Annotated in this window: 16 protein-coding genes; all 16 read left to right on the plus strand. The window is 46.2% G+C overall.

Features of this window, described 5'->3' with window-relative positions; all coding sequences use genetic code 11:
* Positions 1 to 37 precede the first annotated feature (37 nt).
* The 16 genes from MKX35_RS10650 to ftsZ all read left to right on the plus strand — a co-directional run bounded on the left by MKX35_RS10650 (position 38) and on the right by ftsZ (position 20,644).
* Positions 38 to 1,309, plus strand: a complete 1,272-nt coding sequence (locus MKX35_RS10650; RefSeq protein ID WP_179085783.1) for an adenosylhomocysteinase — start codon at positions 38 to 40, stop codon at positions 1,307 to 1,309.
* Between the two features lie 364 nt (positions 1,310 to 1,673).
* Positions 1,674 to 2,111, plus strand: coding sequence for a division/cell wall cluster transcriptional repressor MraZ (gene mraZ / locus MKX35_RS10655; RefSeq protein WP_036683674.1), 438 nt, complete (start codon positions 1,674 to 1,676; stop codon positions 2,109 to 2,111).
* A gap of 36 nt (positions 2,112 to 2,147) precedes the next feature.
* Positions 2,148 to 3,101 (plus strand): 16S rRNA (cytosine(1402)-N(4))-methyltransferase RsmH, encoded by a 954-nt coding sequence (gene rsmH, locus MKX35_RS10660; RefSeq protein ID WP_042190866.1) that lies wholly within the window; start codon positions 2,148 to 2,150, stop codon positions 3,099 to 3,101.
* Positions 3,102 to 3,124: 23 nt separating this feature from the next.
* Positions 3,125 to 3,517, plus strand: coding sequence for a septum formation initiator family protein (locus MKX35_RS10665; protein ID WP_076284765.1), 393 nt, complete (start codon positions 3,125 to 3,127; stop codon positions 3,515 to 3,517).
* A 123-nt stretch (positions 3,518 to 3,640) separates the two neighbouring features.
* Positions 3,641 to 5,794: a penicillin-binding transpeptidase domain-containing protein gene (locus MKX35_RS10670; RefSeq protein ID WP_341044139.1), complete on the plus strand. Its 2,154-nt coding sequence runs from the start codon at positions 3,641 to 3,643 to the stop codon at positions 5,792 to 5,794.
* Positions 5,795 to 5,874: 80 nt separating this feature from the next.
* Positions 5,875 to 7,800, plus strand: coding sequence for a stage V sporulation protein D (locus MKX35_RS10675; RefSeq protein ID WP_076299654.1), 1,926 nt, complete (start codon positions 5,875 to 5,877; stop codon positions 7,798 to 7,800).
* Positions 7,801 to 7,855: 55 nt separating this feature from the next.
* Positions 7,856 to 9,343, plus strand: coding sequence for a UDP-N-acetylmuramoyl-L-alanyl-D-glutamate--2,6-diaminopimelate ligase (locus tag MKX35_RS10680; RefSeq protein WP_076284762.1), 1,488 nt, complete (start codon positions 7,856 to 7,858; stop codon positions 9,341 to 9,343).
* Positions 9,343 to 10,746 carry a UDP-N-acetylmuramoyl-tripeptide--D-alanyl-D-alanine ligase gene (locus MKX35_RS10685; protein WP_305953487.1) on the plus strand — a complete coding sequence of 468 codons (1,404 nt, stop codon included), beginning with the start codon at positions 9,343 to 9,345 and terminating at the stop codon, positions 10,744 to 10,746. The genes MKX35_RS10680 and MKX35_RS10685 overlap by 1 nt, the downstream gene beginning before the upstream one ends.
* 21 nt (positions 10,747 to 10,767) lie before the next feature.
* Entirely contained in the window at positions 10,768 to 11,733 is a 966-nt protein-coding gene (gene mraY / locus MKX35_RS10690) for a phospho-N-acetylmuramoyl-pentapeptide-transferase (RefSeq protein WP_042190854.1), read from the plus strand.
* Positions 11,734 to 11,736: 3 nt separating this feature from the next.
* Positions 11,737 to 13,158: a UDP-N-acetylmuramoyl-L-alanine--D-glutamate ligase gene (gene murD, locus MKX35_RS10695; protein ID WP_076299652.1), complete on the plus strand. Its 1,422-nt coding sequence runs from the start codon at positions 11,737 to 11,739 to the stop codon at positions 13,156 to 13,158.
* 54 nt (positions 13,159 to 13,212) lie between these two features.
* Positions 13,213 to 14,310: a stage V sporulation protein E gene (gene spoVE, locus MKX35_RS10700; protein WP_042130238.1), complete on the plus strand. Its 1,098-nt coding sequence runs from the start codon at positions 13,213 to 13,215 to the stop codon at positions 14,308 to 14,310.
* A 5-nt stretch (positions 14,311 to 14,315) separates the two neighbouring features.
* Positions 14,316 to 15,428 (plus strand): undecaprenyldiphospho-muramoylpentapeptide beta-N-acetylglucosaminyltransferase, encoded by a 1,113-nt coding sequence (gene murG, locus MKX35_RS10705; protein ID WP_042190850.1) that lies wholly within the window; start codon positions 14,316 to 14,318, stop codon positions 15,426 to 15,428.
* A 308-nt stretch (positions 15,429 to 15,736) separates the two neighbouring features.
* Entirely contained in the window at positions 15,737 to 17,020 is a 1,284-nt protein-coding gene (gene murA / locus MKX35_RS10710) for a UDP-N-acetylglucosamine 1-carboxyvinyltransferase (protein ID WP_042190848.1), read from the plus strand.
* A 63-nt stretch (positions 17,021 to 17,083) separates the two neighbouring features.
* On the plus strand, positions 17,084 to 17,854 hold the full coding sequence (locus MKX35_RS10715; protein ID WP_042190846.1) for a cell division protein FtsQ/DivIB: 771 nt from the start codon (positions 17,084 to 17,086) through the stop codon (positions 17,852 to 17,854).
* 344 nt (positions 17,855 to 18,198) lie between these two features.
* Positions 18,199 to 19,461: a cell division protein FtsA gene (gene ftsA, locus MKX35_RS10720; protein WP_042190844.1), complete on the plus strand. Its 1,263-nt coding sequence runs from the start codon at positions 18,199 to 18,201 to the stop codon at positions 19,459 to 19,461.
* Positions 19,462 to 19,522: 61 nt separating this feature from the next.
* Positions 19,523 to 20,644, plus strand: coding sequence for a cell division protein FtsZ (gene ftsZ / locus MKX35_RS10725; RefSeq protein WP_076284759.1), 1,122 nt, complete (start codon positions 19,523 to 19,525; stop codon positions 20,642 to 20,644).
* Positions 20,645 to 20,783: the final 139 nt, after the last annotated feature.

The following is a 20,783-nucleotide window of genomic DNA, read 5'->3' on the forward strand; positions in this document are numbered from 1 at the left end:
ATAGAAGTATCGCTCCATAAAACTTTTAGGAGGTTTCATTATGAGTTCATCAAAACAAAATAGTATCGTGGCTGATATGTCACTCGCACCCGAAGGTCATTTGAAAATCGACTGGGTTCGTCAACATATGCCGGTATTGAACCGTATCCGTGAGCAGTTCGAAGCTGAACAGCCATTCAAAGGACTAAAAGTATCTATTACACTTCATTTGGAAGCTAAAACCGCTTATCTGGCGAAGGTAGTCAAAGCAGGCGGTGCAGAAGTAACCATTACTGGATCGAATCCACTGTCTACACAGGATGATGTATGTGCGGCGCTTGTAGAGGACGGAATTACCGTATTTGCTAAATACAACCCGTCACCTGAAGAGTTCAAAGCCCTTAATATCAAGGCGCTGGAAAGCAAACCGGATTTGATTATTGATGATGGTGGGGATTTTGCTACATTGCTGCATTCGGAGCGTCCTGATCTAATGGAGAATATTCGTGGGGGTGCTGAAGAAACAACAACCGGCATCATTCGTCTAAAAGCTCTTCAAAAGCAAGGTGTGTTGAAGTTCCCAATGGTCGCAGTAAATGATGCTTATTGCAAATATTTGTTTGATAACCGCTATGGCACAGGCCAATCCGCATGGGATGGAATTATTCGAACAACCAACCTGATCGTTGCGGGCAAAACCGTAGTTGTTGTCGGATACGGCTGGTGCGGTAAAGGTGTTGCTATGCGTGCCAAAGGTTTGGGCGCAAAAGTGGTTGTCACAGAAGTGGATGCTATTAAAGCCGTTGAAGCACATATGGACGGTTTCGAAGTTATGCCTATGCTGGAAGCTGCTAAGGTTGGTGATTTCTTCGTTACAGTAACTGGTAATCGTTATGTCATTCGCGGTGAACATTATGATGTGATGAAGGATGGCGCAATTATGTGCAATGCAGGTCATTTCGACGTTGAAGTGAATAAGCCTGAATTGTCTGAAAGATCCGTATCTCAGCGTACTGTTCGCAAAAATATCGAAGAGTACCAGCTTCACGACGGACGTAAACTATATCTGCTTGCAGAAGGCAGACTTGTAAATCTGGGTGCTGCGGATGGACACCCTGCCGAAATTATGGATACGACCTTTGCGCTACAAGCGCTGTCGTTGAAATATGTAAATGATAATTATAAGAGCATCGGCGTAAAAGTTGAGAATGTTCCTTACGAGCTGGATGAGCAGGTAGCACGCTACAAGCTGCAAAGTCTGGGCATTAACATTGATAGTCTGACTCCAGCACAAGTGGATTATTTGGACAGCTGGAATCTGAACGATTAATTACGGAACGCACAACAATAAAGTATATTAACCAAGTGTACCTTGAACTGAAGCAACTTTTGTAAAATATAAGAGAGTATAAGTTTTACGCTATACATTATCCTTATATTTCTCGCTTAAACGCTTCGGCGTCCTTATAAGGACACCGAAGACGTTTATGCTTGAAAAGCCATGCAGCGGACAAGATTCCGATTGTATGGCTTTTTTCTGTGGCGAAATGTTTTTTGGGTAACGATCCATCTGATTTAGCAAAAAATTCCTTTCACCAGAAAAAGGTTTTTGATTTTTAATGGCGAATCTATTATGCTTAAGTGGTGAAAAGTGGGGTAAAGTGGGGATTCGGGGATTAGGGGTGGGAAAAAGGATGTTCATGGGAGAGTATCAACACAGCATTGACGACAAAGGCCGAATTATTATTCCGGCTAAACTCCGTGAATTGCTTGGAACCTCCTTTGTGACGACCCGTGGTCTAGACTCCTGTTTATTTGTTTATCCCATGGAAGAATGGGCAATCATGGAACAAAAGCTAAAAAGCCTTTCACTGATGAAATCAGATGCCCGTGCATTCAGTCGCTTTTTTTTCTCAGGCGCAACAGAATGTGTATGGGATAAACAGGGAAGGGTAAATCTGCCGGCCAATTTAAGGCAGTATGCCAAACTGGACAAAGACTGTGTTATTCTGGGCGTTTCGAACCGGGTGGAAATCTGGAACAAAGAGCTATGGGAGCAGTACTTCGAACAGTCCGAGGAATCGTTCAACGAAATTGCCGAAAAATTGGTGGATTTCAATTTTGATCTATAAAACACAATATCGAATACTGTCCTGGAGGGATGCAGCTTGTTTCACCACATCACGGTGCTTAAAGAAGAAGCGACAGAAGGGCTGCACATCAAAAAAGACGGAATCTATGTAGATTGCACTCTCGGTGGAGCAGGCCACAGCGCACTAATTGCTTCCAAACTTAGCGGCGAAGGCCGATTAATCTGTTTGGATCAAGATGATTGGGCTCTGGAGAACGCAAAAGAAAGACTAGCTGAATACGGAGACAAGGTTGTACTCATTAAGACCAATTTCCGTGATCTGGAGAGTGTACTTAAGGATGTGCCCTTTGTACCACAAAAAGATGGCATTCCCCAAGTGGATGGGGTCCTCTTTGATCTTGGCGTATCCTCTCCCCAGTTTGATGAGGGAGAACGCGGATTTAGTTACAATCATGATGCTCCGCTGGACATGCGAATGGATCAGACGGCGCTATTAACGGCTGCTGATATTGTGAATACGTGGTCTGAGCAGGAGATTGCCCGTGTGCTTTTCCAATATGGAGAAGAGAAGTTCTCGCGGAGAATTGCTAAGAAAATTGTAGACAGAAGAGAAGAAAGTCCTGTGGAGACCACAGGAGAATTAGCTGAGCTTATCAAGGAAGGTATTCCGGCGGCTGCACGAAGAACGGGAGGACACCCCGCTAAACGTAGCTTTCAAGGTTTACGGATTGCTGTAAACGACGAGTTGGGTGCTTTTGAAGAAGGATTACATAGCGCAGTACGTTGCCTTGCACCAGAAGGTAGAGTATCCGTTATCACTTTTCATTCACTCGAGGACCGAATTTGCAAGCAAATACTAAGCAGCTATTTAAGCAGATGTACATGCCCGCCTGACTTTCCGTTTTGTGTATGTGGCGCGAAAGGCACGCTTAAGTTAATCAACCGCAAACCGCTTGTGCCTTCTGAAGAAGAGCTTGAGCTTAATACTCGAGCCCGTTCAGCTAAGCTGCGCATTGCAGAAAAATTGTAATTGACGATAAAGGAGAGTCAGAGATGGCCTATACCCGCGGCAATTTAGCAGTTCAGCCCAAAAGAAAAGAAGAGGTAAACCCCCTTTACCGCGAGAAGACAAAAGTAGTTACCAAACGAAGAGTACTTCCGCTGCAAGAGAAACTTTTGTATATGCTGACGCTAGGAGTATGCGTTTTGGTGGCTATCACCCTGATTTCACGTTACGTTCATATTTATGATTTGAACTTGCAGGCCCAGAAATTAGATAAGGATATAGCGACTGCTAAGAAGCAAATTTCCACGTTTGAGATGGAGAAGCAGAACTTGGAGCAGAAGGTTGCCCAAAAGGCAAAGGATCTTGGATACGTAGCACCGGATGAAAATGCTACAATCTTTATTCCGGCGAATCCGATATCGACAGAAGGCGATAATTAGTGAGCGATTGGCAAGATCGCAATAAAAAAATTGTGAGGTTCGCTTATGGTAAAGAGAATAAAACTTCGCACGCTGTTTATAGGAGGGTGTATTACCCTCTTTTTTCTTGTTTTGATAGCTAGAGTGTTCTGGATTCAAGTAATGGAGGGCTCAGAATGGCAAGAAAAGGCTGCTACACTTTGGGCGCACACTTCGACTATCAAAGCAGAGCGAGGAACGATTTCTGACCGTAATGGGAGTGTGCTCGCAAGTGATGTCCCTGCTTATACTGTGGTTGTAAACCCGGCAGTCATTGCTGAAAAGGGAATTGGTGATGAGGTCGTCAAGGGATTGCATGAGCTACTCGGCAAGCCAGAAGATGAGCTGCGGAAACTGGTTGAAGCGAAAGACGAGAACGGTAAATACCTCAAGAATCGTGAGGTTCGTAACGAAGGCTGGAAGATCGATCAGGAACTTGCGGATAAGGTGAAAGAATTTTATGTAGCCCTAGGTAAAGAGCATAAAATTCAAGAGACTGGGATTGGTCTTGTTAGAGAGCAGAAACGATATTACCCTAAGGGTTCGCTTGCTGCGCATATATTAGGCTATACAGATCGAGATGGCAAGGCGATTATGGGTCTGGAAAAATCCCTGGATGAACAGCTTAAGGGAGCCGATGGCAAGCTGCTTTATCAAAGTGACGGTCAAGGGGTTAAGCTGCCGGATTCAAAAGATACCTATAAACCTGTAGTAAATGGAAGTAATTTCAAGCTTACAATCGACAGTACAATCCAGCAATATATACAAGCGGCCATGGAAAAGGCATATGCGCAATATAAGCCGAAAAGTATGAGTGTCATTGCTGCTGATCCGAATACGATGGAGATTTTGGGGATGGCGAATATGCCTACCTTTGATCCTAATAAATATATGGATACGGGTGCTGATGCAGCGGGTTTCTACAATCATGCTATCAAATCAACTTATGAGCCCGGTTCGACCTTCAAAATTGTAACACTTGCTGCAGCTGTAGAAGAGAAGCTTTTTGATCCCGTAGCTACATTTCTGTCAGGATCTATCAGAATTAAGGGATACAGTAAGGCATTACATGATATTAATCGTGCCGGCTGGGGGCAAATCAGTTTCCTGGAAGGTGTGAAGCGGTCTAGTAACGTTCTTTTTGTAAAACTTTATGAAATGCTCGGACAAGATAGACTTTTACAGTATATTGATGATTTTGGCTTTAATGGGAAGACAGGAATCGATTTGCCAGGGGAAGCCAGTGGGGTCGTTAACCCTAACCTTGGACGTCCTATCGAAATTGCTACACTTGCATATGGGCATGGTAAAGTGCTAGTTACCCCGCTTCAACAATTGGTTGCTGTATCTGCTATCGCCAATGGTGGGAAACTGATGACTCCATATGTGGTAAAAGAGGTTACGGACCCAAACACCGGTGACACTAAGGTTACTCAGCCTAGTGTAGTGCGTCAGGTGATTGATGAGGCAAGCGCCAAGAAAACCGGTGAATACTTGGAGCAGGTAGTTGCCGACCAAGTCAAAGGTACAGGACGCAACGCTCACATAGAAGGTTACCGTGTCGCAGGTAAGACAGGAACGGCTATCAAGGTTGAAGGTAAGGACTACGTGAAGTCCAAAGTACTGGTCTCCTTTATTGGTTATGCGCCTGTGAATGATCCAAAGATCGCTGTTATTGTTATTATTGATGAACCGAACGTTGAGGTTGGCGGCGGTAAAGCTGCAGCTCCTGTATTTAAAGAAATCGTATCTCAGTCTCTGCAATACATGGGAGTTCCAAAGTTAGCGACTGAAACTAGCGATAAGGATAGTAAAAAAACAGTTGAATCTGAAGCGCCTGTGCTCCGGACCACACCTGATCTGATGGGCAAAACGATGAAAGAAGCAAGAGAGACACTTCTGGATCAAGGATTTGATTTTGAAGTGGTCGGTGAAGAAGCTTCTGTGGAAACCCAATATCCAGAGGCTGGAACGAAGCTTGCTCAAGGACAGCGTATATACCTATTAAGCAAGCAAGGGGACAAGCCTACCATTCCAAAATTACAAGGAGAGTCGCTGCGTGATGCGCTTGAGATTCTAACACTTCTAAAAGTGGAGATTGCGGTAGAAGGCGAAGGATATGTCTCGGAACAGATTGAAGGAACAAAGAACGGCAAAACATTGGTTACTTTGAAGCTGAAACCATTAAATGATAAGAGTGAAGAGGATCCTACAACTTCGACTGCTGATGAGGGTACGGAATCGGAGAGTGGGCCATAGGCTTGTTCTAACCCCTGTTTGTCCCGAATAGTCATGAAGATAAGAGCTCATGTCTATAGGTGAAAGCGGGGGAGAACGGAATGAAAGTTTCGAAGGTCGTAACACGGCGGAGAATGTTGTGGACGCTGCTGGGACTGGCAGTGTTATTCGGTTCGCTGGTCGTGCGTCTTGGCTTTGTGCAATTATCCCAAGGCGAGAAATTAAGTGACAAGGTAGAAGATTCCTTGCGCCGCAATATTCCTTTTACAGCCAAGCGTGGTGAAATTTTGGATCGTGAAGGTATACCGCTGGCCTATAATATCAGTACGCCTACGGTTTATGCGGTGCCTGTGCAGGTGAAGGAGAAGCAAAAGACAGCGCAGCAATTGGCGCCTCTGCTTGGGATGACCGAGGAGAAGCTGATGAGCTTGCTGACTAAAAAATCAATGTCGGTGAAACTACAGCCCGGCGGCCGCAAAATTACGATGGAACTTGCCGCGAGCATCCGTGATTTGCAGTTGCCGGGCATCGTTGTCGCTGAGGATAGCAAAAGATATTATCCGTACGGCGATCTTGCCGCGCATATACTAGGCTTTACAGGTATTGATAACCAAGGAATTACCGGGGTCGAGAACATATACGATAATTTACTTAAAGGAATAGCAGGCAATATTTCGTATTTGTCTGACGCAGGTGGAAGACTCATGCCTGGATCATCGGAGAAGTATTCTGCCCCTCAGGATGGACTTAATCTGCAATTGACGATTGATAAACAGATTCAATCCATTATGGAACGTGAGCTAGATCAAGCTATGGTAAAATATCAGGCGCAGGGTGCTTGGGCTATAGCGATGAATCCGAAGAATGGTGAAATTCTGGCCATGGCTAGTAGACCGGGTTATGAACCGGGTTTATATAAGGAATATGATCCGCAGATCTATAATCGGAATTTGCCCATTTGGATGACTTACGAGCCTGGTTCGACGTTCAAAATCATCACACTTGCTGCAGCACTGCAAGAAGGTAAGGTAGACCTGCAAAATGATCATTTCTATGATCCTGGGTTTATCGAAGTGGCGGGTGCGAAGCTGCGCTGTTGGAAAAAAGGCGGCCATGGCAGCCAAACCTTCCTTCAGGTGGTTGAGAACTCCTGTAACCCTGGTTTTGTTGCTCTTGGGCAACGGCTGGGCAAAGAAACCCTCTTCAAATATATTCGTGATTTTGGTTTCGGCAGCAAAACAGGAATTGATCTAAACGGAGAATCTAATGGGATTCTGTTCAAGCTTAGTCAAGTAGGTCCGGTGGAGCTTTCGACTACGGCCTTCGGCCAAGGGGTCTCGGTTACACCTATTCAGCAGATTGCTGCGGTATCCGCGGCTATCAATGGTGGCAATCTCTATAAACCACATGTAACAAAATCATGGGTTAATCCGGAAACGGGAGAGACTGTATCAGAGGTGAAGCCTGAGCTTGTGCGGCAGGTTATTTCGGAGGAGACATCCAAGAAGGTGCGGGCAGCACTTGAGAGCGTGGTTGCCAAAGGCACGGGACGGCCGGCTTTTATCGACGGCTATCGTGTAGGTGGCAAGACGGGTACTGCACAGAAGGTTGTAAATGGACGTTATTCTCCGACAGAGCACATTGTTTCTTTTATTGGCTTTGCGCCGGCGGATGATCCACAGATCGTTGTCTACACTGCAGTGGATAATCCGAAAGGGATTCAATTTGGGGGTGTAGTTGCAGCTCCAATCGTGCAAAATATTTTGGAAGACTCACTGCACTATATGAAGGTTCCTGAACGCAGTGATCAGCTTCCAAAAACTTATAAGTATGGTGAAACTCCGATTGTGACCGTGCCTGACCTTACAGGTGCAACCGTACAAGATATCTATGAGGATTTAAATATGAATTTTAATCTGGCGCGTTCAGGCTCTGGCAATACGGTCATCAATCAGGCTCCGAAAGCTGGGGCAAGAGTAGAACAGGGCTCAACCATCAGGATTTATATGGGAGCTTCTAGTGAATAATGATAAAGGTATAAGGGTTCAGTTTGTATCCGAAAATGTAGAGTGAGGGATTACTATGAAAGTTAATGAATTATCTGCTTGTCTTGCTACTTCGCGTCTATATGGGGACGGGGAGGTGGAGATTACTGATCTTCAGACGGATTCCCGCCGTGTAAGTCCGGGTGATCTGTTTATCTGTTTACCGGGTCACACCGTAGACGGACATAAATTTGCGCCGCAAGCCGTAGCCTCTGGAGCATCTGCTATCGTATGTGAGCATAAGCTAGAGCTTGATATCCCACAGATCGTTGTGGATGACTGCCGTTTTGCGATGTCTGTCATGTCGAATGCATTCTTTGGCTCACCTAGCAGCCGAATGAGAATGATCGGGGTTACGGGTACAAATGGGAAGACAACAACGACTTATCTTATTGAGCGAATTATGCAAGACCAGAATATGAAGACGGGTCTGATTGGGACCATTCAAATGCGCTATGACGGCAAAAGTTACCCTATGTCAGGGACCACTCCAGAATCGCTAGATCTGCAGCGCTCGCTTCATGATATGGCCTCCAAAGGTGTGGAATGTTGCGTAATGGAAGTCTCCTCCCATGCGCTTCAGCAAGGACGTGTGAAGGGTGCGGACTTCCGTACAGCAATATTTACGAACTTAACCCAGGATCATCTGGATTATCATCATACAATGGAGGAGTATCGGGCGGTTAAAGGTCTATTCTTCTCTAGACTAGGAAATGTGATCTCTCCTTGGAAAGAAGAACGCAAATATGCTGTGCTTAATGCTGATGATGAGGCGAGTCACTATTTTGCAACCCAAACTGCAGCGGAAGTGATTACATATGGCATTGATAACAATGCTAATGTCCGAGCTTCGCAAATCTCGATCACTGCAAAAGGAACTTTTTTCCATGTAGATACGTTTAAGGGTGAGACGGACATTTCGCTTCGTATGGTTGGTAAGTTCAATGTCTATAATGCACTTGCGGCGATTACGGCAGCGTTGTTGGAAGATGTGTCACTGTCAGATATCAAGACTAGTCTTGAGGCGATTGATGGGGTAGCTGGACGGGTGGAGTCAGTAGATGAGGGGCAAGAATATGCCGTTATCGTTGACTATGCACATACACCAGACGGGCTGGAAAATGTATTAAGAACGGTCTGCGAATTTGCTACAGGTAAAGTGCTTACTGTGTTTGGCTGCGGAGGAGACAGAGACCGCACGAAACGTCCTTTAATGGGTAAGATAGCTGCAAAATATAGCGATATGGTATTCGTAACCTCTGACAACCCTCGGACGGAGGACCCTGAGCTAATTCTGAAGGATATAGAAGCAGGACTAGTAGAGGATGGGGTCACCTCTGACCGGTATCATATGATTGTTGATCGCCGAGAAGCAATTGGGAAGGCTATTGAAATGGCAAGCTCTGGCGATGTAGTATTGATTGCGGGGAAAGGTCATGAGACCTATCAACTGATTGGCGGAGTGGTTCACGATTTCGATGACCGCATCGTCGCTAAAGAAGTTATAAGGGGTCGAAGCTATTGATTACAAGAACACTGGGACAAATTGCTGTGATGTGCGCAGGGGAACTTCCTGCTGCCGAAGCTATGAATATACCACTTACGGGCGTCGTTACTGACTCCCGTAAGATAACTACAGGTTGCCTGTTTGTTCCTCTAACGGGAGACAAATTTGACGGTCATCATTATGCAGCTACAGCTATTGCTGCTGGTGCTGCAGGGACCTTATGGCAGCGTGATAAAGGTCCTGCGCCTGAGAGTGGCGGAGTCATAATTGTTGAAGATACGCTAGAGGCGCTTCAGAAGCTGTCCGCTACGTATTTAAATGAGGTCGCTCCGAAGGTTGTCGCTGTTACGGGCAGTAATGGCAAAACAACGACAAAAGATATCATTATGGCCTTGCTCGAAATGCAGTACAAGGTGCACAAGACAGAGGGGAACTTCAATAATCATATTGGTCTTCCGCTCACGATTCTATCCATGGCTGGGGATACAGAGATTGCAGTGCTTGAAATGGGTATGAGCTCGCGGGGAGAAATTGCTCTGCTGGCTTCTTTGGCTGCACCAGATGTTGCAGTCATTACTAATATAGGTGAGTCACATCTGCTGCAACTGGGATCCCGCAAAGAAATCGCCCGTGCCAAGCTGGAAATAGTCGAAGGGCTAAAGCCAGGTGGACTGCTAATTTATAACGGTGATGAACCGCTGCTGACTGAGGTAATGCAAGAGTCCACTTTTGAGGCTCCGGAGGGGATGGTGTCCTTCCGTTTCGGCCTGAACGGAGATAATGATGATTATCCGACTGGGATGATGTCCCATAGTGGTGGTATGACGTTTACGTCAAGCCTTCATAAGGAACATGCTTTTACATTACCGCTGCCAGGCCAGCATAACGTTGTTAACGCGTTGGCTGCACTAGCGGTTGCTCGCCATTTTGGAATTACAGAACAAAATGTAGAGAATGGGTTAAGCAATCTTAAGTTGACGGGCATGCGGATTGAAGTGATTCGGACTTCTTCCGGGCTTACACTTTTGAATGATGCTTATAATGCCAGTCCGACTTCTATGAAGGCGGCCATTGATGTGCTTCAAACTATGAAATGCAGTGGCAAAAAAATCGCAGTACTGGGGGACATGCTGGAACTTGGGCCGGATGAAATACAGTTTCATAAAGAAATTGGCTACTACCTAGACCCCGCAGTGACTGATTTTGTATATACCTATGGTCCATTGTCAGTCCATATTGCAGAAGCTGCAAAGGAAAGATTCGGAAACGAGCGTGTGCTGGCTTTTACGGATAAGTCAGAATTAACAGCCGTCCTTATCGAGAAAAGCAGCTCCAAGGATATTGTACTATTCAAAGGATCTAGAGGGATGAGGCTTGAAGAAGTGCTTCAGAGCCTTAATAAAGAGATTAAAGAGACCTAAAAAAATGGAGGGGGTGCACCCATGGATTATCAACTATTGTTATTGACTATTGCTGTTTCCTTTATCCTTGCGGTCATTGCCGCTCCGCTCTTCATTCCGCTACTGCGCAGGATGAAATTCGGACAGCAGGTGCGAGATGACGGACCGCAATCCCATTTAAAGAAAGCGGGAACGCCGACGATGGGCGGTATCGTAATCATCGTGGCTTTTACATTGGCTTATCTGAAATTTTCCGTGGTGAATAACGATTTCTACGTACTACTAGTGGCTACGCTTGGTTTTGGACTGATCGGATTTTTGGATGATTATATCAAAATCGTATTCAAGCGTTCTTTGGGCCTTACGGCGCGTCAAAAATTGTTCGGGCAGCTGTTGGTAGGTGCTGTGATGTGCGGTCTGCTGATTTCTGCAGGACATAGCACAAGTATCAGCGTTCCGGGTACTGATTTCAGCTTTGACTGGGGCGGCTTTTTCTACTATCCATTCATTATTATTATGATGATGGCAGTAACGAATGCTGTTAACTTTACCGATGGAGTAGATGGTTTGCTGTCTGGAGTAAGTGCTATTGCTTTGGCCGCTTATGCTGTTGTAGCGATGCAGGCTACGTCAATTGCAGCTGGCGTGTGTGCAGCGGCAATGATCGGGGCCGTTCTTGGATTTCTGGTCTTTAATGCCCATCCGGCTAAGGTGTTCATGGGAGATACCGGTTCATTTGGTATTGGCGGCGCGATAGGTGCGATTGCTATTGTCACAAAGAGCGAACTGCTGTTTTTAATTATTGGCGGTGTGTTTGTGGTGGAAATGTTATCTGTCGTGATACAGGTGGTTTCTTTCAAAACCCGTGGCAAACGTGTATTCAGAATGAGCCCGATTCACCATCATTTTGAACTTGGTGGCTGGTCGGAATGGCGTGTGGTAATTTCGTTCTGGGCGGTAAGCTTGATATTAGCCGCTGTTGGACTATTTATTAGCAAGGGGTTGTAGCGAATGAAACATCCAGATATGTATCGTGGTGAAGAAGTTGTGGTTCTTGGGCTCGCAAAAAGCGGTGTCCAGGTTGCTAAAGTGCTGCATGATCGAGGCGCTGTAGTTACGGTGAACGATAAAAAGGAAAGAGATCAAAGTCCCGAAGCTTCCGAATTGGAATCTTTGGGAATTTGTGTTATAAGCGGTGGGCATCCGGATGGACTGATTCATGAAGGTGTAAGTCTGGTCATTAAGAATCCAGGCATTCCTTATTCTGCGCCTCCTGTGCAAAAGGCTCTTGAGCTTGGCATTGAAGTAGTTACAGAGGTAGAGGTTGCTTATCGTCTTTGTGCAGCGCCGATGATTGGCATCACGGGATCCAATGGCAAGACGACAACGACGACCTGGGTAGGTCAAATGCTGGAAGCTGCAGGTATGAATCCGATTGTTGCAGGTAACATTGGCACGCCTCTCTGTGAGGCTGCGCAAGAAGCTACAGAGGATAACTGGATGGTGGTCGAACTCAGCAGCTTCCAGCTCAAAGGTACGGAGACTTTCCGCCCCAAAATAGGTTGTTTGTTGAATATTGCGGAGACCCACCTGGATTATCATGGGAGCATGAAGGATTATGTCGATTCCAAAGCAAAGCTGTTCGCCAATCAAGTAGATACGGATACGGCTGTGCTGAACTGGGACGATCCTTTTTGCCGGGAGCTTGTGCCGTATATGAAAGCTACTATTCTTCCGTTCTCTATGTCCGAGGAGCTCACTCATGGTGTGTTTGTTAGCCCATCCTATATTACGGGTCAAGATGACGATCTGAAGCGCCGTATCATCTATCGCGAATCTGCAGACCGAGAAACAATCATTGCTGATGTAGATTCCATTAGCATTCCGGGACGGTTCAATGTGGGAAATGCACTGGCTGCATGTGGAATTGCCATTGCTGCTGGAGCGGACCCCTCTTTATTGGGTGAAGTGCTTGCTTCATTTCGCGGTGTGGAGCACCGGCTGGAGTATGTGGCTGATAAGGCTGGAGCCACTTATTATAATAACTCCAAAGCAACAAACTCCAAAGCGACGATTATGGCATTAACGTCCTTTGAGCGCCCTGTAGTGCTGATCGCTGGTGGATTAGACCGTGGTTCCGATTATTTGGAACTGCTGCCTGTCCTGAGCGGACGTGTTAAAGCGCTAGTGGCGTTAGGGGAAACTAAGGACAAGCTAACGAATGTAGCGCAGCTTGCAGGATTAAAGCAGATTATCTCCGTCGATAATGGGGAGAGTGCCGCTGCCGTGCTTGAGCAAGCTGTGCAGGAAGCTTCCGCTCTGGCGGAAGAAGGAGATATCGTTCTTTTGTCTCCTGCCTGTGCAAGTTGGGATATGTTTACATCCTATGAAGAGCGCGGGCGTATTTTTAAAGAGGCGGTGCATAACCTTTAAGTAGGGGGGTGGATAAGCCCCATCCCTACTACGGATGCAAGAGGTGTGCTCCTGATGAACAAAACTCGTCATGCTCCCGATATTTGGTTGCTGATTCCTATTCTATCTTTGCTGGTGATCGGCATGGTGATGGTATACAGCGCCGGGTCCGTTCTGGGCTTCCGCAATTATGGAGATTCGTTTTACTTTGTAAAAAGACAGCTTTTGTTTGCAGGACTAGGATTAGTCGCAATGTTCGTTACGGCGAATACCGATTACAGGGTGCTGAAAAAGCTGGCTAAGCCGGCACTTCTGATCTGCTTTTTCTTACTTGTTATTGTGCTTATCCCTGGTATTGGTGTAGTACGCGGGGGAGCGCGCAGCTGGCTAGGAATTAGCTCCTTCGGGATCCAGCCTTCCGAATTCATGAAGATGGGGATGATTCTATTCTTAGCCAATTGGCTAGGAAAAGAGGAATACGACATCACTTCCTTCACACGCGGCTTGCTCCCACCACTTGCGCTCATTGGGTCAGCCTTCGCGCTGATCATGCTCCAGCCGGATTTGGGTACAGGTACCGTCATGTTTGGTGCAGCCTTGATGATGGTCTTCACAGCAGGGGCTAGAATGAAGCATTTACTTTCACTTGGAGTAGCTGGTGCGGCAGGGTTTGTTGCTTTGATTGCAGCAGCGCCTTACCGGTTGCAGCGGATTACCGCTTTTCTTGATCCTTGGTCCGACCCCCTTGGTGCAGGCTACCAGATCATTCAGTCGTTATATGCGATCGGTCCTGGTGGGCTCGGTGGCCTTGGATTAGGAATGAGTCGGCAGAAGTACAGCTATGTACCTGAGCCACAAACAGATTTTATTTTTTCTATATTGGCCGAGGAGCTGGGGTTTATCGGTGGTTTGGCTGTGTTGATCCTATTTCTTATTCTAATCTGGCGCGGGATGAAGGTGGCGATGAGTCTACCTGACCGTTTTGGAAGCTATCTGGCCGTTGGCATCGTCTGTATGGTGGCTGTGCAAGTCATTATTAATATTGGTGTTGTTATTGGTCTAATGCCTGTAACGGGCATCACGCTTCCTCTGATTAGCTATGGCGGATCTTCACTTACACTGATGCTAACATCCCTTGGCATTCTATTGAACTTATCCCGTTTTGCGAGGTGAAAGAGATGCGTATCGTATTAAGCGGCGGAGGCACGGGTGGACATATCTATCCTGCGGTCGCTGTTGCTAGGCAAATGGAGTTGGAAGATAGCAAATCTACCTTCCTGTATATTGGTGGAACGCGTGGCTTAGAGAGCAAGCTTGTTCCTCAAGAGAATATCCCTTTCAAATCTATTGACATCACTGGTTTTCGGCGCAAGCTATCCATAGACAATGTCAAGACCGTGATGCGTTTCTTGAAGGGTGTTAAGGCGTCCAAAGAAATGTTAAGAGAATTCAAACCAGATGTTGTGATTGGAACAGGCGGTTATGTGTGTGGTCCAGTCGTTTATGCTGCATCCCGGTTGGGCATCCCTACTTTGATCCATGAACAAAATGCCATACCAGGTCTAACCAATCGCTTTCTGAGTCGGTATGCGAGTACAGTTGCCGTAAGCTTTGAAGGAACAGAGTCCTCTTTTCCGGGCAGCAAAAATGTGATCTATACTGGCAATCCACGTGCCACAACAGTTACTACAGCAAGTCCGCAACGTGGATTCGCATCGCTGGGGATTTCGGATGGCAGTACTGTTGTTTTGGTGGTTGGTGGCAGTCAGGGAGCTAAGGCTATTAATAGAGCCATGATTGAAATGGCCCCTAAAGTGGGTAAGGGTAATGGTGTTCATTATGTGTATGTTACAGGTGAACCTTATTTCGAAGAGACTCGGGCTGAATTGCGTCAAAAGCTGGGTAGCATACCAAACTGGTTGCATGTCCTTCCTTACGTTCATAATATGCCAGAGGTGTTGGCTTGTACCTCCTTGATCGTTAATCGGGCGGGAGCCTCTTTTCTCGCTGAGATTACAGCGCTGGGTATTCCCTCTGTACTCATTCCATCTCCTAATGTGACGAATAACCATCAGGAGGCGAATGCAAGACAGTTGGAACGTGAAGGTGCTGCTGTGGTGCTGCTTGAGAAAGATTTAAACGGCACGGCACTATATGAGGCGGTTCAAAAAATCATCGGAACTGAAGCCGTGCGTGAGCAGATGTCCGTGGCCTCCAAACGACTCGGTAAAAGAGATTCTGCGGCAGTAATCACAAGCGAGCTCCGAAGACTTGCGGGTAAGAAGTCTTAAGATATCATCGTTTTCCATACGGGTTTTCCTTATTGGCAGCTCTCTGTCACACACTTGGAGGAACGAACATAGGATAATCCTATAATCGTGACAATCACCCAGGACACTTCCAAACCTGAGATGTAGTGCAGGATATTCTTGAAATATAAGAAAGTATAAGTTTCACGTTATACATTATCCTTATATTTCTCGCTTAAACGCTTATCGTCCTTCTAAAGGACGCCGAAGACGTTTATACTTGTACATTTCATATGAGCTTGTAACGGAAGTGTTTGTGGTGGGTGAGCGGTAATCTCGGAGGTGATACATTGGACAAATTGGTGATTGAGGGTGGAAGTCCCCTGTCAGGCACCATTCGTATCCATGGAGCAAAAAATGCGGCGCTGCCGATTCTAGCGGCAAGCCTGCTGGCCGAAGGAGTTCACTCACTGCATAATGTGCCGAAGCTGCTGGACATCGAGACTATGCTAGACATCCTAGATCGGCTGGGCTGCAGGTGCGTGCATCAAGAGGATACGGTGACGATAGATACGTCTGCCGTCGGGACATCTCATATCCCTGAGGATTTAATGCGGCAGATGAGATCTTCCATTTTTCTAATGGGACCGCTGTTATCCAGATTTGGAGAGGTAACGATCTATCAGCCTGGGGGCTGTGCGATCGGAGAGCGTAAAATCGATCTTCATCTACAGGGACTTAAGGCGTTAGGGGCGGAGATCGAGGAGAGCAACGGAAGAATATTCTGTCGGGGTTCTAAGCTTATAGGGAGTGATATTCATCTCGACTATCCAAGTGTAGGAGCAACGGAGAATATTATGATGGCTGCCGCAAAGGCAGAGGGAACAACAACAATATCGGGGGCAGCGAGAGAGCCGGAGATACAGGACCTACAGCAGTTTCTAAATAGCATGGGTGCTCAGATTATCGGTGCAGGTACGGACACCATTACAATTCAAGGGGTGAAAAACCTATATCCCTGTACGTATGAGGTGATACCTGATCGGATTGTGGCTGGAACCGTAATGATTGCTGCGGCAGCTACACGAGGGAATGTGACTTTGACACATGCCAATGCGGGGCATCTGACTTCGCTTATTCATGTGCTCAAGCGGGCTGGTGTTCAAATCACAGTGTGCAATGATATAATTAATATCAGTTGTATGGGGCGTCCACGTGCTGTTGAGAGAATTGTGACTTCTCCTTATCCTTCTTTCCCAACCGATCTGCAATCTCAGGTCATGGTGCTGTTGTCTCTCGCTGATGGTTTCAGTGTAATCAAGGAGACGGTGTTTGAGGGACGATTCAAGCATGTTGAAGAAATGGCGCGGATGGGCGCTGATATTTCTATTGATTTGAATCGTGCGTTTATTCGCGGCGTTCAGAGATTGTATGGTGCTACTGTGGAAGCTACTGACTTGCGTGCGGGTGCGGCTCTGGTTATTGCTGGGCTTGCTGCACAAGGGACTACAGTCGTTGAGCAAGCACACCATATTGACCGCGGGTATGATGGAATAGAGAAGCTGTTTCAGAAGCTTGGCGCGCGCATAAGCCGCAAGGTACCCGTACCGGATCCACTTGATTTGGCCAATTAAAGCTCCCTGTCTCCTTCAGTTCTACCAAGGAAGGAGACAGGGCCTTATTACGGAGATATGAGAATGACAACAACCCGATTACCTCTTCTTAAAGAGGACAAGCCTAAGAAAAAAATGAGCCGTAAGATTACGGCGATCCTGCTGCTACTGTTCACTGCGCTTCTTGCTGTGATTTTTTTCAGATCGTCTATTAGTCACATTACAGTGATAGATTTTCAGGGAAGCAAGTATTCTACTAGTGAGGAATTACTCTCGCAAAGTGGAATTCATATAGGTGGACAATTCTTTGCCGTTTCTACGAAGTCTGTGGAACAATCTTTGCTGGAGCTTAAGACGGTTAAGGCTGTGGCCGTAAAGAAGGATTTTCCCGGGGTAATCACAGTGAAGATTGAAGAGTTCCCTGCGGTGGCCTATGAACTGGAACAGGGCGGCATCTTGAAGGCGATTCTGTCGAGTGGAGCAGCGGTGACTGTTAATGAGACTGGTATTGCTGTAGAGAAACCTATATTAACCAACTGGGATCCAGCTGATCCTAATAAGGCTATCCTATGCCAAACGCTTGGAAGCATTTCTAATGAATTGACAAGTGATATCTCTGAGATTGTTCCCTCGCCAACCTTGTCATTTCCGGATCGTATCAAGCTCTATACTAGATCCCGTTTCGAGGTGATCACTTCCATCTCTTTATTGAAGAGCAAAGTGTCATACTTGAATCAGGTAATAGAGACAAAGGAGCCTGGACTTATCACGATGCTTGAAGCCGACTCGTATGTTCCTTTTCAGGTCGAAAGTGAGGAGCAAAAGGGCGATGAGCAAAAAGATGTGCAAGAGTAGAGTAGAGGTAAATAGTCCCTACTAATAGAGTTCAAAAAATGCTACAATCGGAGTTACGGGCAAGAAGCTATATCCCTCTTTTTTCTTCGATTTTTTTGAAATATAATCTTATATATGGTTAGTAATAACCGAATAGGTATATATTTCTTGTGATAATTATCATTCTTATAAAAAATTATGAGTAACTAATCACATTTAGGGATGTTGGAATATTATTCCGTTCAAAAAATTTGTAGAAAAAAGAGGGAAAGGGTTAGGTATGTTGAATATGTACAGAGAAGTTTCCCGGGACCGGGAAAAGGTTATGCAAATTATTTCGATTATAACAGGAGGTGCCATAGGACTTGAGCAACAATGACATCATTGTTAGTTTGGACATCGGTACATCCAAAGTTCGGGCAATAATTGGGGAAGTTACCAATGGAACCTTTAATATTATTGGCGTTGGATCTGCTGATTCGGAAGGAATACGTAAAGGCGCGATTGTAGATATCGACCAAACTGTGCAATCGATCAAAAGTGCTATAGATCATGCAGAGCAAATGGTGGGTATTCAAATATCAGAAGTTTATGTAGGCATTTCCGGTAATCATATTGGCCTGCAATCCAGCCACGGTGTCGTGGCCGTTCAGAATGAGGATCGTGAAATCGGTGAGGATGATATCGATCGCGTTATTAAAGCTGCGGAAGTCATCGCTATGCCTCCGGAGCGAGAAGTGATTGATGTTGTTCCTAAACAATTTATCGTCGATGGTCTCGAAGGTATTCAGGACCCGCGCGGGATGATTGGTGTTCGTCTAGAAGTGGACGCAACCATCATTACGGGTGCTAAGACGCCAATACATAATCTACTACGATGTGTTGAGAAATCAGGGCTGAAAGTGAAGGATCTTGTGCTGATGTCTCTTGGTGCTGGTGGATTGGCGCTGTCCAAAGACGAGAAATCGATGGGATCTGTTCTGGTTGATATCGGGGCCGGGTCGACAACGATAGCCATATACGAAGAAAGTTCCCTTTGTGCAACCTCTACGATTCCGATCGGCGGAGAATTTGTAACTAATGACATTGCATACGGACTACGTACACTTACTGATCAAGCGGAGAAAGTAAAGCTAAAGTATGGTTGCGCATGGATTGACGATGCAGCCTCTGACGTTGTCTTCAAGGTGCTGCGCATTGGCAGTAATGTAGAGAAGGAATTTAACCAAGAGGATTTAGCGGCAATTATCGAACCACGGGTGCAAGAAATCTTCCATTTGATTAAACAGGAAGTGAAACGGCTTGGTTACAGTGAACTACCTGGAGGTTATATATTAACGGGTGGAACTGTTTCGATGCCTGGCGTATTAAAGGCGGCTCAGACTGAACTGGCTGCATCTGTACGCATCGCTGTACCGGATTATATCGGTGTACGGGACCCTGGGTTTACCGGAGGTGTTGGTATCCTGCATAATGTTGTCCGTAGCTTCCGTGGAAGAAGCAGTGGTGGAAGCAGCAACAAAAAGACGGTCAACCGGAGTAAGCAGAACGCCACTCCAAATCAGGAAACGGTTCAGAAGACCGGGTTTGTCGAGCGTCTAAAGAACATGTTCAGCGAGTTTATATAAGTGTAAGTCCAGATATACTTGGACCGGCCATCCAAGCACATTGAGGGGGAGATGGAACAATATGTTAGAATTTGATTTTGAAATGGAGAGCTTGGCGCAAATAAAAGTCATCGGCGTAGGCGGCGGAGGTAGTAATGCTGTCAACCGGATGATTGAAAATGGCGTTCAGGGTGTAGAATTTATTACGGTTAATACAGACGCCCAAGCGTTGCATATGGCCAAATCGGAGCACAAGCTGCAAATCGGGGACAAGCTGACCCGCGGGTTGGGTGCAGGAGCTAATCCTGAAGTCGGTAAGAAAGCAGCGGAAGAATCCCGTGACTTGATCTCTAATACCCTTAAGGGCGCAGATATGGTGTTTGTTACTGCAGGGATGGGTGGCGGTACAGGAACAGGTGCAGCACCAGTTATAGCTGAGATTGCTAGAGAGTGTGGAGCCTTGACTGTGGGGGTAGTTACTCGCCCGTTCACTTTTGAAGGAAGAAAACGTTATAACCAGGCAATGCTTGGAATCGAAGCTTTGAAAGAAAAAGTCGACACGCTAATCGTCATTCCAAACGACCGTTTGCTTGAGATCGTTGATAAGAAAACACCGATGTTGGAAGCTTTCCGTGAAGCAGATAATGTTCTCCGGCAGGCTGTTCAAGGTATCTCTGACCTAATTAAGGTTCCTGGTCTGATTAACCTTGACTTTGCGGATGTAAAGACGATCATGACAGAGCGCGGTTCAGCGCTTATGGGTATTGGTATTGCAAATGGTGAGAACCGTGCGTCTGAAGCAGCACGTAAAGCCATCATGAGCCCACTCTTGGAAACGTCTATTGAAGGCGCCCGCGGCGTAATCATGAACATTACGGGAGGATCCAACCTCTCTCTATATGAAGTTAATGAAGCGGCTGAGATCGTTACATCCGCCTCTGATCCTGAAGTGAATATGATCTTTGGTGCGATTATTGATGAAGGCCTGAAGGATGATATCAAAGTAACAGTAATTGCTACTGGCTTTGAACATAAACCATTGCCTGAAACTCCAGGACGTCGTCCGGTCTCGACGAATAACGAGCCTGCGGCAGCACCGGATAAGAGTTCAGCTAATTTACGTCCTTTCGGCAATCAGAGTTCTTCTGACCAGCTCGATATTCCGACGTTTCTGCGTAATCGTACTCGGGGCAACAACGACTAATTAAATAGAATCAAGATTATACGAGAACACCGTATCGCTTAGCTGATTAGCTATAGCGGTACGGTGTTTTTTTTGCGTAAATGTAATAAGGATCAAGCAAGACTATGAACGGCACTGTGTAGCTCCAAAGGGGTGATGG

This window comes from Paenibacillus sp. FSL R5-0923, assembly GCF_038009145.1.
Classification (GTDB): Bacteria; Bacillota; Bacilli; order Paenibacillales; family Paenibacillaceae; genus Paenibacillus_AQ.

What these genes read in the sequence shown, in the direction of transcription:
- mraZ (WP_036683674.1), top strand. Translation starts at nt 1,674, where the DNA reads ATGTTCATGGGAGAGTATCAACACAGCATTGACGACAAAGGCCGAATT.
- MKX35_RS10665 (WP_076284765.1), top strand. Translation starts at nt 3,125, where the DNA reads ATGGCCTATACCCGCGGCAATTTAGCAGTTCAGCCCAAAAGAAAAGAA.
- MKX35_RS10675 (WP_076299654.1), top strand. Translation starts at nt 5,875, where the DNA reads ATGAAAGTTTCGAAGGTCGTAACACGGCGGAGAATGTTGTGGACGCTG.
- MKX35_RS10680 (WP_076284762.1), top strand. Translation starts at nt 7,856, where the DNA reads ATGAAAGTTAATGAATTATCTGCTTGTCTTGCTACTTCGCGTCTATAT.
- mraY (WP_042190854.1), top strand. Translation starts at nt 10,768, where the DNA reads ATGGATTATCAACTATTGTTATTGACTATTGCTGTTTCCTTTATCCTT.
- murD (WP_076299652.1), top strand. Translation starts at nt 11,737, where the DNA reads ATGAAACATCCAGATATGTATCGTGGTGAAGAAGTTGTGGTTCTTGGG.
- spoVE (WP_042130238.1), top strand. Translation starts at nt 13,213, where the DNA reads ATGAACAAAACTCGTCATGCTCCCGATATTTGGTTGCTGATTCCTATT.
- murG (WP_042190850.1), top strand. Translation starts at nt 14,316, where the DNA reads ATGCGTATCGTATTAAGCGGCGGAGGCACGGGTGGACATATCTATCCT.
- MKX35_RS10715 (WP_042190846.1), top strand. Translation starts at nt 17,084, where the DNA reads ATGACAACAACCCGATTACCTCTTCTTAAAGAGGACAAGCCTAAGAAA.
- ftsZ (WP_076284759.1), top strand. Translation starts at nt 19,523, where the DNA reads ATGTTAGAATTTGATTTTGAAATGGAGAGCTTGGCGCAAATAAAAGTC.